Below are 14,727 nucleotides of genomic sequence, written 5' to 3' on the forward strand. Positions count from 1 at the left end.
CTCAGGCCTTCATCACCTTGACGGCGCACTTCTTGTAATCCGTCTCTTTCGAGAGCGGATCGGTGGCGTCCAGGGTCAGCTTGTTGACCAGCTGGCTCGCATCAAAGAAGGGCATGAAGACCAGTCCCTTGGGCGGACGGTTACGACCGCGGGTCTCGACCCGGGTTTTCACCTCACCACGACGGGAGGAGACGATCACCTCTTCACCACGGCGCACGCCACGGGCTTTGGCATCGTCCGGGTGCATGAAGAGCACCGCATCCGGGAAGGCGCGATAGAGCTCGGGCACCCGACGGGTCATGGTACCGGTGTGCCAGTGCTCCAGCACGCGACCGGTGGAGAGCCACAGGTCGTACTCTTTATCCGGCGATTCGGCGGCGGGCTCGAACGGCAGGGCGAAGATGACCGCCTTGCCATCGGGTTTGCCATAAAAACGCACCCCCTCGCCCGCTTTCACATAGGGGTCAAATCCTTCTCGATAGCGCCACAGGGTCTCTTTGCCATCCACCACCGGCCAGCGCAGACCGCGCGCTTCGTGGTACTGATCGAACGGCGCCAGATCGTGGCCATGGCCACGACCAAAGGTGGCGTACTCCTCAAACAGACCCTTCTGGACGTAGAAACCGAAGTGCTCGGCCTCGTCATTCAGCAGACCTTTGCTCTGCTCTTTCGGGAACTGGTTGACCTGACCGTTGGAATAGAGCACGTCGAACAGGGTCTTTCCCTTCACTTCCGGCATCTTGGCAATCAGCTCAGCTGGCCACACCTCTTCCACCTTGAAGCGCTTGGAGAACTCCATCAGCTGCCACAGGTCGGACTTGGCCCCTTCCGGTGCCTTCACCTGCTGGTGCCAGAACTGGGTGCGGCGCTCTGCGTTGCCGTAGGCCCCCTCTTTCTCCACCCACATGGCGGTGGGCAGGATGAGGTCAGCGGCCTGGGCGGTAACAGTCGGGTACGGGTCAGAGACCACGATGAAGTTGCGCGGGTCGCGATAGCCAGGCAGGCGATCGGTATTCATGTTGGGGCCGGCCTGCATGTTGTTGTTGCACATCACCCAGTAGGCGTTGAGCTTGCCATCCTTGAGCATGCGATCCTGCAGCACGGCGTGGTAACCCACCTGCTCCGGAATGGTGCCTTCCGGCAGTTTCCAGATCTTCTCGGCGATGGCGCGATGCTTGGGATCGGTCACCACCATGTCGGCTGGCAGACGGTGGGCAAAGGTGCCTACTTCCCGCGCGGTACCGCACGCAGAAGGCTGGCCAGTCAGGGAGAAGGGGCCAGAGCCCGGCTCGGAGATCTTGCCGGTCAGCAGGTGGATGTTGTAGCAGAGGTTGTTGGCCCAGACACCGCGAGTATGCTGGTTGAAACCCATGGTCCAGTAAGAGACCACCTTCTTGCTCGGATCAGCATAGAGCTTGGCCAGTTTTTCCAGCTTCTCTTTGGAGACGCCGGAGAGCTTGGAGACAGACTCCACATCGTAGTCGGCCACGAACTTGGCAAATTCTTCGAAGGTCATCGGAGTGGCATCGCCACTGTCCGGGTTCTTCGCTTTCTGCTGCAGCGGGTTGGTCGGACGCAGACCATAACCGATGTCGGTGGCACCTTTCTTGAACACGGTGTGCTTGTTGACGAAGTCCCAGTTCACCTTGTCGTTCTGAATGATGTAGTTGGCGACATAGTTGAGGATCGCCAGATCGGTCTGGGGCGTGAAGACGATGCCGTTATCCGCCAGTTCGAAGCTGCGGTGCTCGAAAGTGGAGAGCACGTGCACCTGCACATCCGGGTTGGAGAGGCGGCGATCGGACATCCGCGACCAGAGGATGGGGTGCATCTCGGCCATGTTGGAGCCCCACAGCACGAAGGCATCGGCCTGCTCGATATCGTCATAGCAGCCCATCGGCTCGTCCATGCCGAAGGTACGCATAAAGCCGACGACCGCGGAGGCCATGCAGTGGCGAGCATTGGGATCGATGTTGTTGGTACGGAAACCTGCCTTCATCAACTTGGCGGCGGCGTAACCTTCCCAGACGGTCCACTGGCCGGAACCGAACATGCCAACGGCTGTCGGCCCCTTCTCTTTCAGGGTGGCCTTGAACTTCTCGGCCATGATGTCGAAGGCCTGATCCCAGCTGATGGGTGCGAAGTCGCCATCCTTGTCGAACTTGCCGTTCTTCATCCGCAGCATGGGCTGGGTGAGGCGATCCTGACCGTACATGATCTTGGAGAGGAAGTAGCCCTTGATGCAGTTGAGGCCACGGTTGACCGGCGCATCGGGGTCGCCCTGAGTCGCCACGACACGGCCATCCTGGGAACCGACCAGCACGGAGCAGCCGGTACCGCAGAAGCGGCAAGGCGCTTTATCCCAGTGGATGGCAGTCTTGTCGGTACTGGTGATGAGATTGGCCGCCAGGGTGGGGGCACTGACACCGGCCACAGCAGCGGCAGCCGCCACCGCGTTGGCCTTCATAAAGTCGCGTCGACTCAGCTTCATGACATATCCTCGCATTGCTTGTCGCGTAAGTTATCGAGTGTATTTAACTGGCGCTCGCTCAAGGCTACGAACCGCATACCAGTGCCTCGTTTTTATCGCATCAACTAGAAACCACTCTGCCAGGTCGTGGTGACCCGACTTCACGGCACCTTATTCATTGCTGGGCATCGAGTTCATCGAACTGATGGTAAATCAGGGCGGCAGATAGCACGCCCGGCATCGCCTGTATCGCATCGATGGCCGCCATGATCGGCCGCTGGCTTGCCCCTTCCAGGGTCACCACCAGCTTGCCTTCGTCGGTGACGGCGTGGATCTCGGCACCGTCGAGGGCCGCGATCTCTTCTGCGAGCTGGTGACGCAAGGTGGGCTGGGTCAGCACCACCAGACTCGAAACATGAAACTCCTGACTCATTGTGACTCCCGGGTCATTCAATGCCTGATTCATTCTGACTCTTCTGTGCACTGGCCGCCGAGCCATCCACCTTGATGCTGCCAACCGGGCAGTCCTGCACACAGGCACCACAGCCGTTGCAGCTATCCAGCTCAATGACCGGGGTGGGTACCCGCCCCAGTGTCGGAATAAAGCGAATGGCCCGCGGTTCACAGCTGTCCTGACAGCGCTGGCAATAAACCTGACCATTGGCCAAACAGTTGGCGGCAATGGACGCCTTGTATTGCCAGGGCGTCTCCGATGCTGGCCGAAACAGCGGCTCCTTGCAGGCAGCAACGCAGTCACCGCAAAAGGTGCACTCGCCGCGCTGAAAATCGACGGAGGGGAAACCTCCCTCGCCGTTGACCAGGATCTGCTCCGGGCAGGCGGCCAGACAATCACCGCAGCGGGTACATCCGGTCGAGAATTGCGGCCAGGCCACCGACCAGGGCAGTTGCACCGGAGGCTCGGTAACCCGCAAGCGGCCCCGAAACAGGCCACGGCGGGCAAGATCGATCTCTTCCGGCATATTGACTCCCGTTTCAGTGATGAAGGGCGCGGAACGAGTCCGTGATTGGCATTTTCGATACCAATTATAAGAGTGGGTGTATATTGCGGCCCTGACAAGTTAAGGGATATACCACCAGGGAGATAAACAGGGGGGATTTTTGCGCCAGATCAAAGCCTTGGCGCAGAACAAAAGGGGAGGTATCGATGAAAATACCTCCATATGAGGATTGTTATTTAATCAATGGCTATTTTTGTGGTCAGCCACCGATTGAAGCAAGGTGAGGGGTTGCTCCGGCATTGCCTTCGTGCAAACGGTGGGCGGCACTCTTGCCGCTAAGAGCGGAACGGATCCGCTGTTGCAACGCCTCCTGCTGCTCGTCTGCAGTTAGCAAATCCCGCAGCTCGACACCATTGTCGCCAAACAGACAGAGGTGCAGCTTTCCTGCCGAGGAGACTCGCAGCCGGTTGCAACCGGCACAGAAATCCTTGCTGTAGGGCATGATGAGACCCACTCCGCCCTGCGACTCCGGATGCATGAATACCTGCGCCGGGCCATCATCCTTGCCGCGCAGCTGCTGCAGCCAACCACTCTCCAGCAGGCGCTGCTTTATCCCCTCACCGCTGACATGATGATCGCGAAACAGGGTATCCATCTCGCCGGTCTGCATCAGTTCGATAAAGCGCAGCTCGATGGGCTTGTGCTTGATCCAGTCGAGGAAAGCCTCCAGCTGATAGTCGTTCAGCCCTTTCAGCAACACGGCGTTGATCTTCACCGATTTGAAACCTGCGGCGAGCGCCGCTTCGATCCCCTCCATCACCTCTGCCAGCTTGTTCTCACCGGTGATCTGGTGAAACTGGCGCGGGTCCAGGCTATCGACGCTGACATTCAGCGCATTGAGCCCGGCGTCAAACCACTCGCGGGCCCGCTCTTTCAAGCGATAACCATTGGTGGTCATAGCGACTTTCTCGATGCCAGGCGTAGTCGCGATCACATTGACGATCTCGGTGAAATCACGACGCAAGGAGGGCTCGCCACCGGTAATGCGCACCTTGTGGGTTCCCATGGCGGCAAAGCCATTCACTACGCGGCGGATCTCGTCGAGCGAGAGAAAGGATTTTTGTCCTCCCTTGTGACCTTCCGGAGGGCGATAGCCATCCGGCAGACAGTAGGTGCAACGGAAGTTGCACACATCGGTCACCGAGAGACGCAAATAGTAAAAACGACGGGAAAAACCATCTTCAAGAGGCAACATAAACACCTTTCCAAATACGGGAGGCCAGGGCATTTCTTTCCTGACCCTTACAGCTCGAACATCGGCTGACGGCTGGTTCTCCCCTATCCCAAGGACTTAGGCAGAACCGCTCGGAGTTCATCTAGTTTTTCGATGCTAACACAAGTTGGAGTACACTCCCACGCATCTTGACGACGCCTTGTCACAATTCAGAGGTCAATATCAACATGAGCATGGGACACAGATTCAGAGTCCATTCAGTCAGCAGCGCCATCGGGCGCGCCATGGTATTGATCCTCTTCATGGCCAGCCTTATTGCGGTCGTTGCCATGGTCACCCTCTTCTACTCGGTACCCGATGCCAAGGCGATCAACCTCTCCGGTTCGCTGCGGATGCAGGCTTACCGGATGGCTTACGAAATCGAGCGGGGCGAGAGTGTACTCGGCAGACTCTCCCAGTTTGAAGAGACGCTGCACGCCGCAGAGCTGCAGGAGACCCAGCGCTGGATCACCCCCGCCTCCCTGCGCCGGACCTACGGCGAAGTGCTCGATCAGTGGCAGGAGATGCGCCAGCACATCGAAAACAGCACCCCCAGACGGTACACCGACAACACAGAGAAGTTTGTGGCGGCCATCGACAATTTCGTCAATCAGATGCAGTACCACGTCGAGTTCAAGGTACGGATGCTGGCACTGGCTGAGGGGCTCGGTCTGCTCGCCATCATCCTCATCGCCTGGTTTACCGTGCGCTTTACCCGCAAGCAGGTGGTCGCCCCGCTCAATCAGCTGGTCTATTGTGCCCGCCAGATCCAGCGCCAGGATTTCGATCTGCAACTGCCCAGCCACGGTGAAAACGAGCTGGGGGAGCTGTCGCGCGCCTTTGTCACCATGGCCGACGAATTGGGCAAGCTCTATCGGGAGCTCGAGAACAAGGTGGAGGAGAAAACCGCCAAGCTGCAACAGGCCAACGACACTCTCTCCTTCCTCTACAGCACTGCCCAGAAGCTGCACGCAGCACCGCTCAGCACCCGCACCCTCATCAAGCTGCTGGACAGGGCGGCAGCTCACCAGCATATCGATTACATCCGACTGACCCGCTTCGAAAATAACGCCATGCCGGTCTACACCTCCGGGCGCACCGGCTGGCCCGGCGATCTCGATGCGGTAGCCAGTTTCTATCTGCAGATGGATGATCAGGAGTTTGGCCGGCTCGACATCATCAGTCAGCACCCCATTGACGAGCGGCTGATCAGAAACTTCACCATGCTGCTGGCCCAGGTGCTGCACAAGGATCAGACCCTGCTGCAACACCAGCGGCTGCTGCTGATGGAGGAGCGGGCCGTCATCGCCCGTGAGCTGCACGACTCGCTGGCACAGGCACTCTCCTACCTCAAGATCCAGTCCACCCTGCTCAAACGATCCTACGCCAAGGGGCAACAGGATAAGGCACAGGAGGCGATGCAGCAGATCGACGAAGGGCTCAGCAACGCCTACACCCAGCTGCGCGAGCTGCTCGGCACCTTCCGCCTCACCATAGGGGACGCCAATCTGGGTGAAGCGATCCGGGTAATGCTCGATCAGCTGCAGCCTCAGACCAACGCCGAGATCCGGTTCCACTACGGTCTGGCCGACTCGGATCTTGAAGCGGGCCAGCACATCCATATTCTGCAGCTGATCCGTGAGGCAGTGCTCAACGCCATCAAACATGCCAATGCGCAAGTGATTGATGTTAGCTGTGAGACCCTCGCCAGTGGTAACATCGAGGTTCAGATTTCAGATGACGGTGTCGGTATTGGACTCGCCAGCTCGGCGATCAACCATTACGGCTTGAGTATCATGAACGAACGCGCCAACAAACTGCACGGCCTGTTGACCATCAACGAACAGCAGCCACAAGGCACCCGTGTGCATCTGACTTTTCCCACCAGTCTAGCGAGAGACGCCTGATGGACGAGATGAAATACAGTGTTCTGGTCGTAGATGACCATCCCCTGATGCGCAAAGGGATTGTGCAGTTACTGGCTCTGGAAGAGAACATGGAGGTGATCGGTGAAGCCTCCAACGGTACTGACGCCGTGGCATTGGCCAAGGAGTCCGAGCCGGACCTGATCCTGCTCGACCTCAATATGAAAGGCCTCTCCGGTCTCGATACCCTCAAGGCGCTGCGGGCCGAAGAGGTCACCTCCCGGGTCGTCATCCTGACTGTCTCCGACGCCCGCCAGGATGTAGTCGCCCTGCTCAAGGCCGGTGCCGATGGCTACCTGCTCAAGGACACCGAACCGGATCTGCTGCTGGCCCAACTGGCCGACGTAATGACCGGCAAGCAGATCCTGAGCGAGCCACTGCGCCCCTACCTCGAGAATATCTACGAGCTGGATCACCTGCAGCAGAAGCTTGAGAGCTTAACGCGTCGCGAAATGCAAATCCTGCGTGAAATTGCAAAAGGCCTCTCCAATAAACAGGTCGCTTCCGTGCTCCATATCTCCGAGGGTACGGTCAAGGTTCACGTGAAGAGCCTGCTGAAGAAACTCGAGGCGCAAAGCCGCGTGGAAGCGGCTGTCATGTATCTTGAGCAGCGAAACTAAACGCCCTCAACCGCCCGAAAAGCCACCCTCCGGTGGCTTTTTTCATTCTCTGGCACAGTCGCTGCATTGACCTATTCAGCAACTACTCAATGGAGGATGGAACATGAAACTGCAACCTTTGGCCCTGTTCCCCTTGCCTTCCCACATACTCCCGGGCGGCAAGCTGCCTCTGCGTTTGTTCGAGCCCCGTCATCTGCAGATGCTCAAAGAGTCATTCATCAACGATCAGGGCTTTGGCATCGTGATGGAAGAGTCGACCACCTCGGGACAAGCAGGTCGCATCCTGCCGGTTGGTACCCGGGTCAAGGTGACTGACTTCTACACCCTGAACGATGGGATGCTGGGGATCACCGTACTGGGGCTGGAGCGCTTCTGCATCCACGAGATGGAGACCGACGAGCTGGGACTGCGTCGCGCCAAAGTGGAAACGCTGCCCAACTGGCCCAGCACCCACTCAGATTTCCACGACAAATTGCTGGTGAATCGCCTGCGCGAGGTGTTCGAGCAGTATCCGGAACTTGATGAACTCTACCCGGAGAAGCGCTTTGAAGATGCCGCCTGGCTCTGTCAGCGCTGGCTCGAAATCCTGCCGATGCCGATTTATGAAAAGCAGATGCTGATAGCCAAACAAAACAGCGAAGCGGCTCGCAAATTTCTGCATCGCCTGATTTCACAATGACAAAAACAGCTTTGCAAAATGCAATTATTCCAACAATGAAAATCGAAATTTCTCATTTTGCAAATGAGTAGGAACACAACAAGCCATAACAAGAGAGAGCCGCTGCGCTAAACGGCCAAATTGAACATAAAAGAGTCATTTAAAAGTTGGCACAGATTTTTCATATAGATTTGTACAACCCGATTTATCCCGTGCTCTCTTCAGTATTTGCTGAAGATCTGGTCAACCCACAAAGTTGACCATTTTTTTTATCCGCGCGTTGGCAAACGCTGACCAAAGTGACGCTGCAGACAGTCACGCAGTCGTGACAAGGTGATCGGCTTGGCGAGAAAATCATCCATCCCCTGCGCCAGACAGCAGGCCTTGTCCTCTGCCATTGCATTGGCCGTCAACGCGACGATGGGCATGGTGTAACCCATCTCCCGCAGCCGTCTGGTCGCCTCCAGCCCGTCCATCTGCGGCATCCGCATATCCATCAGGATCAGATCCGGCTGCTGTTGCTCCACTTGCGCCAGCGCATCCAGCCCATTGACGGCCAACCGGACATGGCTCACCAGTTTTTGCAGCATCAGTGACACCACCAGCTGATTGACCGGACTATCCTCCACCACCAGCACATCGAGCGGCAGCAGGGCGGGAGCACTCTCTTCCCGCGCTGGCTGGCAGTGACAGGGCAGCGCCATGTTGCTGAGCTCAAACCAGAAGCAACTCCCCTTGCCTGGCTCACTCTCCAGCCGGATCTCCCCACCCATCAGGGAAACCAGCCGCTTGCTGATGGCAAGGCCAAGGCCGGTCCCCGAGAAGCGACGGGTGGCCGAGTTATCAACCTGCGAGAAGGGTTCAAAAAGCTGGGACTGATCCTCCGGGGCAATCCCGATCCCGGTATCACTCACCGAAACCCGCAATTTATCCTCATGCCAACTCAGCCGCAGGGTCACCCTCCCCTCATCGGTAAATTTGAGGGCGTTGTCGAGCAGATTGCCAATCACTTGGGAGAGCCGCATCGGGTCTCCCTGCAACTCCCCGGGCACTACATCGTCTACTTCACAGCACAACTCGATCCCCTTTGCATCGGCCCTTGCCTGCAGCGGCTCGATAAGCGACTGGCAGAGGCGTTCTGTCTGCATCGTCTCGCAGTGAAATACCAGGGTCTGGGATTCGATTTTCGAGAAGTCGAGCACATCGTCGATAATGGTTTGCAGCAATCTGGCCGAATGGGTCGCATGACGCAGCAGGCTCTGTTGATCCGGTGCCAGCTCGGCATGTTGCAACAGATCGAGCATGCCCAGCACCGCATTCATCGGGGAGCGGATCTCGTGGGTCATCATGGCCAGAAACTGGGATTTGGCGCGGTTGGCCGCCTCGGCTTCGTCCCGCGCCCGAGCCAGCTCCTCCTCACGCCGGATCTGGCTGCTGATGTCCCGGGCAGTGCCGCGATAGCCGATAAAGTTGCGCTCTTCATCGAAGCTGGGCTCGGCGCTCACCTCCATCCAGCAAGGTTCATCCCTGCAGAGCGACCTGCATCCGCACTGCGCGAACCGGCTGACGCTGTTCCAGCAATTCGAGGTAGACGTTGGCTTCCCGGCTGCCCTTGTTGCAAACATAGTCATAGAGGGTCGGCCGGGTAGAGAGCGGCATCTGCTCATCAAGATAGCCGGGCTCGGAGGCGTAGCTGAGTCTGTGCTCGGCATCCGTCTCCCAAAACCAGTCCGACGCCATGGCGGCAAAACTGCGAAAACGGCGCTTGCTGGCCTGCAGCGCCTCGGTCTTGGCCGCAACTTGCTCCTGCAAGCGAGCCCGATAGGTGATGTTGACCAGTGCCTGCGAGATGAGCGGGCGACAGCGCTGCATCGCCGCCTTACTGGTGAGATCGAACGTGCCGGCACGGGAGTGGCGGCAGATGATGGTGGCGCTGAATCCTGGGGCCTGCAGCCCGGTGAGCATCAGGCTCGCCCATCCCGGAACTGCAGCGAGATCCGCCAGCTCCGGCAACTGGGAAGGGTCGTAGATCACCAGCGTCTCTCCCGCAATCGCTCGGGTAAATGCCGGCGTCATAGCCCAGTTACGCCCCTGCTCCACAGGATCGGTAGTGAGGTGAGTAATCCCCGTTTTTCCTTCCCAAGCCACCACATCCGCATGCTCAAATCCGATAAAGGGCTTGAGCACCTGGATGAGGCTCTCCAGCACCTGATCCGGCGTCTGGGCATCGGCCAGCGTCGCTACCCCGCTCAACAGGGTCTGGGATTCATGCCGGTATTTGGCCTCGCGTTCACGACAACGCATCAGATCGACCAGAGTGGTCTGCAGTTTGTCGCCCAGGGCTTCCAGTTCGCTGTTGCCAATCATCTTGTTGCCTGTTCTCTAACGGGTCAGGAAGATCACGCTCGATACCATCAGGTTGCCGTGAGCCAGCTCACCATGGGGCAGCCGCCCCTGCTCGCCGAACGTAAAGGGAGTGATAAAGGGGATCTTGCCGAGACGAGCACGGCTCTGTTCGACAAACTCGCACAACATATCACCAAGCGCCAAACGACAACCAGCACAAAAGATGATAAGCGCGCCGATAGGTTGCAATTCAACATCGACACCATAGCCCGGCTCGATCCGGATTGCATTGAGGCTACGTTGCAGCAATCCCTCCTGACTGCTGTACATCAGGAGCAACCGTTCGCCCGGCGCCACGTCGGTAAAGAGGCGCAGGCCTCCCTGCTCGGTGACCGCCTCCGGATGAGAGAGCTTGTAATAGGGAATGCCATCAAGGGAGCCCACCTGACGAGCCAGTGGATTGAGCGTGGTTTCGCGCAAGATGGGGCCCACAGGCCAGGGGGACTCGCGCCCGCACCAACGGGCATAGACCTCTGCGGCAGGCTGGTGATCAATAGTCAGCACCTCCCGCCCATGGCAGGCGGTGATCTCGCCGCTGCATTCGGCGGGGACGTAGCCGGAGTGAAACTGAAACGCGAGCTGGCAATCGGGATAGAGCACCGCCAGCACGATGCCATCGCGGGTCATCGACTCATCCCAACAGAGTTGCCAGTTGCCGCTGACGCTGTTGTCGGCCGCAGAGTCCCCCACCACGGGTACGGATGCACCCAATTCTGCCTCAATGCCGGCCAGCAGACCTTCTTCCTGGCCGGGACTGGCATGAAAGAGGATAAGCTGGGGCAACTCGCCGGGTCGGCCACAATCACTCATGGCGCGACGCAGCAACTGCCGCACATCGACCTGACTACCGCTGGCCCCTGCTATGCCATAGGCACCCGCCTCATCGTAAAATGCCGCCGCAGCCAGACCATATCCCTGTCTGGCATGATGGCCCACTTCGGTCATCACCCCGCCGCAGGAGCTGCACCCCAGCACACGGGTGGTCGGGAATTGGCGTTTTAGCTCGAAACAGACTATCTCGCCCTCATGGGCCTCGGTAAAATAGATCAGCAACAGGGAGGGAGCCTGCATGGAATGGTGGCGCAGTCGCGCACAGATCTCTTGAGCCGCCAGCGCTGAACTTTCAGCGAGGGAGTGAACGGTCAGAAATTTCAACACCATCTCCTTGTCGTATTAACGGATGCCAGTCGCAAGCAAAAATCATACCCTTATCAAACAATTACCTCGGCCCACTTGCTAATATAGCGGTCAACTGAGACCAATGACAGGATGCCTTCATGTGGCAGAAAAACATCAATGACTTCGAGCGGGTCGTAGCCATCGGTGGTGGCCACGGTATGGGACGAGTGCTCTCATCCCTCTCGTTCTTGGGTCAACGCCTGACCGGCATAGTCACCACAACAGATGATGGTGGCTCCACCGGACGCCTGCGCAAGAGCCAGGATTGCATTGCCTGGGGCGATCTTCGCAACTGCCTCAATCAGCTGGTGACCGATCCCAGTATCGGCAGCATGCTGTTTGAATATCGCTTCGCCGGCCGGGGCGAACTGGCGGGGCACAACCTCGGCAATCTGATGCTGCTGGCACTCGATAACCTCTGCGTCCGTCCTCTTGATGCTATCAAGCTGATCAGCGACATGCTCAAAATAGAGTCACAATTGCTACCCATGTCTGAATTTCCGACCGATCTTTGCGCCAACATGGAGTGTGGCACCCGGATCCTGGGAGAGGTCTCGATCGACCAGCTCGCCTCCCCACCGCTCTCTCTTGGCCTGATGCCCGAAGTGCAGGCCACCAGAGAGGCGGTACAGGCGCTGCAACAGGCGGATATGGTCATCCTCGGGCCGGGCAGTTTTCTCACCTCCATCATGCCCCCCTTGCTGCTGGCCGAGATCGCCCAGGCCATCAACGAGAGCTACGCCATGGTGGTCTTTATCTGCAATCTGGTAGCGGAGAAAGGGCCGGCAGGCCAGCTTGATCTGAAGAGCCAGTGTCGCTGGCTGGAATCAAGAATAGGTCAGGGACGGATTGACGCCATCCTCGCCCCCAGCGAGACCGGAGAAGCAGGGGAGTGGCAAGGAAAACTGATCGAGGCGGAGTTGGGGGAGAGCGAATTGCCTCACCGCCACGATCGCTTGAAGCTGAAACTTGCGCTGGACAGAGTGATCCAGCATCTGCTCAACGCACGCTGACTAATCTGCATGCGCCGAACCAAACAGCCTCACTGATAGGCTGCGAGAAAAGAGAGAACCTGGGGCAGGGAGTGCTCCAACTCTTGCAATTGACGCCCCGCTTCACCGGCATCGGCCTGCTTGCAGGCCATCTCCAGCGCCATCACCTGCTGGTAGCTGGGCATGGCGCCGTAGCTGCCACAGGATGATTTCATGCTGTGGGCCACTCTGGCCAGTTGTGCCCAATCGCCCTGCTCATAGAGTGGCCTGAGCTGACCCAACTGCTCACCCACCTCTTCGATAAAGACAGAGATCACCACCGGCAACATCTCCTGACCAATGTCATCGGCCAACTGCTGCAATACCTTGCGATCTACCCACTCCATGTGTGCCTCCCCTGAAAGGTATTCAAACAGACCATACTATAGATAATTCCATCAACAAGATCGCCTGCACAGCCATTATTCCTCTGATGATGAAGTGAGCTCCAAGGTGGAAAACGTGAGAGATCTCTCACTATCGATACAGTGCAAATGGCAAAGGATACAAAAAAGTTGCCATCAATTAACAATTAAATAACAATCCATTTTGTCAGAGTGATATTGCTCAGCAACACCTCTCATCCCTTTTTGCCTTTATGGCTGCTGCGAAGAACCAGGGTAGTTTTCTACCCTGGTATTTTTTTATGGTGTGACGCTGATTTGGTTAGTCGCCACCCGCACCCCAAGCCGGAACAGATTGAATTCGCCGGAGGCCATCCTGATCCAGTTCTCATTGCCGGTCAGCGGCCGCGTCGTGACCAGTGTTACCACATCGTTGGGCGTGGTCTCGCTCTGGAAATCGATCACCACCTCTTCATCCAGCAAACTCGCCTCGCCAAAAGGTGCGCAGCGAGTCAGCCAGTGCAGGTTGTTGCTGCAGTAGGTCATCACATACTCCCCGTCCGAGAGCAGCATGTTGAATACCCCAAGCCCCCTGAGCTCATCACACAAGGTGGCCATGTAGCGAAACATGGCGGGAAAGTTGGCGGGACGCTTGGGGTACTTCTGCTCCAACCGGTCGAGCAGCCAGCAGAAGGCGTGTTCGCTGTCGGTGTCTCCCACCGGACGATGTCGCCCGGTTGGCAACTTCTTGTAGCCGGTGAGCTGCCCATTGTGGGCAAAAGTCCAGTAACGGCCCCACAGCTCGCGGGTAAAGGGGTGGGTATTTTCCAGCGAGACGCAGCCACGGTTGGCCTGGCGGATATGGCTGACGACAGCGCAGCTCTTGATGGGCAGCGCCTGTACCAGTCTGGCGATGGGTGACTGGGCGCTGGGTTCGGGATCCTTGAAGGTGCGAAAGCCCTTCCCTTCGTAAAAGGTAATGCCCCAGCCATCCTTGTGGGGGCCGGTCTTGCCGCCACGCAGCATCAGGCCGGTAAAACTGAAACAGATATCGGTCGGCACATTGGCACTCATGCCGAGCAGTTCGCACATATCCGGATGCCCCCTTCCTTGACTACATAACAACTGGCTTAGCACTCGGGCTGGCCAGCAAAAACCGGATTAGAAGAGCAGAGAGGAGTGCATCACTGGTACTCCTCCCTACTCCTTTATCGACGAGTTGCCGATTACTTGGCCATCTCTTTTTCGACCAGCTGGATCAGGATGTGGATCACCTTGATGTGCACTTCCTGAATGCGATCGGCATAGCCAAAGTGCGGCACGCGGATCTCGATGTCGGCCAGACCGGCCATCTTGCCGCCATCCTTGCCGGTCAGGGCGATCACTTTCATCCCCTTGGCCCGGGCAGCTTCGATGGCCTTGATGATATTGCCGGAGTTGCCGCTGGTGGAGATACCGAGCAGCACGTCGCCACGACGGCCGACCGCTTCCACATAACGGGAGAATACGTAGTCATAGCCAAAATCGTTGGAGACACAGGAGAGGTGGCTCGGATCGGAGATGGCGATACCGGCGTAACCCGGGCGGTTCTCGCGATAGCGACCGGTCAGCTCTTCGGCAAAATGCATGGCATCGCAGTGGGAACCGCCATTGCCGCAGGAGAGCACCTTGCCCTCCTCCTTGAAGGAGTCGGCCAGCAGCTTGGCAGCCGCCTCGATGTTTTTCAGGTTCTGCTCGTCAGCCAGGAAAGCCTGCAGCACGCTGGCAGCTTCAGTCAGTTCGTTGCGGATCAATTCTTGGTACATGATGTCTCTTCCACTGTTTTTAGTGTGCGTGTAAGTCACCGCCATTCTCGCACAAGC

General features: G+C 57.9%; 12 protein-coding genes, 1 pseudogene and 1 riboswitch. Of the genes and pseudogenes, 4 read left to right on the forward strand and 9 right to left on the reverse strand.

From position 1 onward, the window contains the following. Position 1: 1 nt before the first annotated feature. The 4 genes from napA to moaA form a co-directional block, all read right to left on the reverse strand. Positions 2–2,491, reverse strand: a complete 2,490-nt coding sequence (gene napA / locus WE862_RS18180) for a nitrate reductase catalytic subunit NapA (protein ID WP_198493486.1) — start codon at positions 2,489–2,491, stop codon at positions 2–4. 154 nt (positions 2,492–2,645) lie between these two features. Continuing rightward, entirely contained in the window at positions 2,646–2,903 is a 258-nt protein-coding gene (locus WE862_RS18185; RefSeq protein ID WP_033114988.1) for a chaperone NapD, read from the reverse strand. 13 nt (positions 2,904–2,916) lie between these two features. Then, positions 2,917–3,450, reverse strand: a complete 534-nt coding sequence (gene napF / locus WE862_RS18190; RefSeq protein ID WP_042031388.1) for a ferredoxin-type protein NapF — start codon at positions 3,448–3,450, stop codon at positions 2,917–2,919. A 238-nt stretch (positions 3,451–3,688) separates the two neighbouring features. Next, the gene (gene moaA / locus WE862_RS18195) at positions 3,689–4,684 is read right to left on the reverse strand and encodes a GTP 3',8-cyclase MoaA (RefSeq protein WP_042031616.1); all 996 of its coding nucleotides are present in this window, start codon (positions 4,682–4,684) and stop codon (positions 3,689–3,691) included. Then, positions 4,672–4,812, reverse strand: a riboswitch (molybdenum cofactor riboswitch). It overlaps the preceding gene by 13 nt. An 84-nt stretch (positions 4,813–4,896) precedes the next feature. Between moaA and narQ the strand changes: the two genes are divergently transcribed. The 3 genes from narQ to WE862_RS18210 all read left to right on the forward strand — a co-directional run bounded on the left by narQ (position 4,897) and on the right by WE862_RS18210 (position 7,926). Further along, on the forward strand, positions 4,897–6,609 hold the full coding sequence (gene narQ / locus WE862_RS18200; protein ID WP_041208739.1) for a nitrate/nitrite two-component system sensor histidine kinase NarQ: 1,713 nt from the start codon (positions 4,897–4,899) through the stop codon (positions 6,607–6,609). After that, entirely contained in the window at positions 6,609–7,247 is a 639-nt protein-coding gene (gene narL / locus WE862_RS18205; RefSeq protein ID WP_033114985.1) for a two-component system response regulator NarL, read from the forward strand. Before narQ ends, narL begins: the two co-directional genes overlap by 1 nt. A gap of 103 nt (positions 7,248–7,350) precedes the next feature. Next, a complete protein-coding gene (locus WE862_RS18210; RefSeq protein ID WP_033114984.1) occupies positions 7,351–7,926 on the forward strand; it encodes an LON peptidase substrate-binding domain-containing protein in 576 nt (191 codons plus the stop codon). Between the two features lie 248 nt (positions 7,927–8,174). Here the strand turns inward: WE862_RS18210 and WE862_RS18215 are convergent. Both WE862_RS18215 and WE862_RS18220 read right to left on the reverse strand, forming a co-directional pair. Continuing rightward, a pseudogene (locus WE862_RS18215) lies at positions 8,175–10,272 on the reverse strand (ATP-binding protein). Positions 10,273–10,287: 15 nt separating this feature from the next. Then, positions 10,288–11,472 carry an FIST signal transduction protein gene (locus WE862_RS18220; RefSeq protein ID WP_042031391.1) on the reverse strand — a complete coding sequence of 395 codons (1,185 nt, stop codon included), beginning with the start codon at positions 11,470–11,472 and terminating at the stop codon, positions 10,288–10,290. Between the two features lie 116 nt (positions 11,473–11,588). On the opposite strand from WE862_RS18220, the gene WE862_RS18225 reads away from it, so the two are divergent. After that, the gene (locus WE862_RS18225) at positions 11,589–12,503 is read left to right on the forward strand and encodes a gluconeogenesis factor YvcK family protein (RefSeq protein ID WP_042031392.1); all 915 of its coding nucleotides are present in this window, start codon (positions 11,589–11,591) and stop codon (positions 12,501–12,503) included. 29 nt (positions 12,504–12,532) lie between these two features. Here the strand turns inward: WE862_RS18225 and WE862_RS18230 are convergent, their stop codons facing one another. The 3 genes from WE862_RS18230 to lpcA form a co-directional block, all read right to left on the reverse strand. After that, the gene (locus tag WE862_RS18230; RefSeq protein ID WP_042031393.1) at positions 12,533–12,868 is read right to left on the reverse strand and encodes an Hpt domain-containing protein; all 336 of its coding nucleotides are present in this window, start codon (positions 12,866–12,868) and stop codon (positions 12,533–12,535) included. A 297-nt stretch (positions 12,869–13,165) separates the two neighbouring features. Next, positions 13,166–13,957: a class II glutamine amidotransferase gene (locus tag WE862_RS18235; protein WP_042031394.1), complete on the reverse strand. Its 792-nt coding sequence runs from the start codon at positions 13,955–13,957 to the stop codon at positions 13,166–13,168. 134 nt (positions 13,958–14,091) lie between these two features. Further along, the gene (gene lpcA / locus WE862_RS18240) at positions 14,092–14,670 is read right to left on the reverse strand and encodes a D-sedoheptulose 7-phosphate isomerase (RefSeq protein WP_033114978.1); all 579 of its coding nucleotides are present in this window, start codon (positions 14,668–14,670) and stop codon (positions 14,092–14,094) included. Positions 14,671–14,727 lie beyond the last annotated feature (57 nt).

Source organism: Aeromonas jandaei (genome assembly GCF_037890695.1).
GTDB classification, from domain to species: Bacteria; Pseudomonadota; Gammaproteobacteria; order Enterobacterales; family Aeromonadaceae; genus Aeromonas; species Aeromonas jandaei.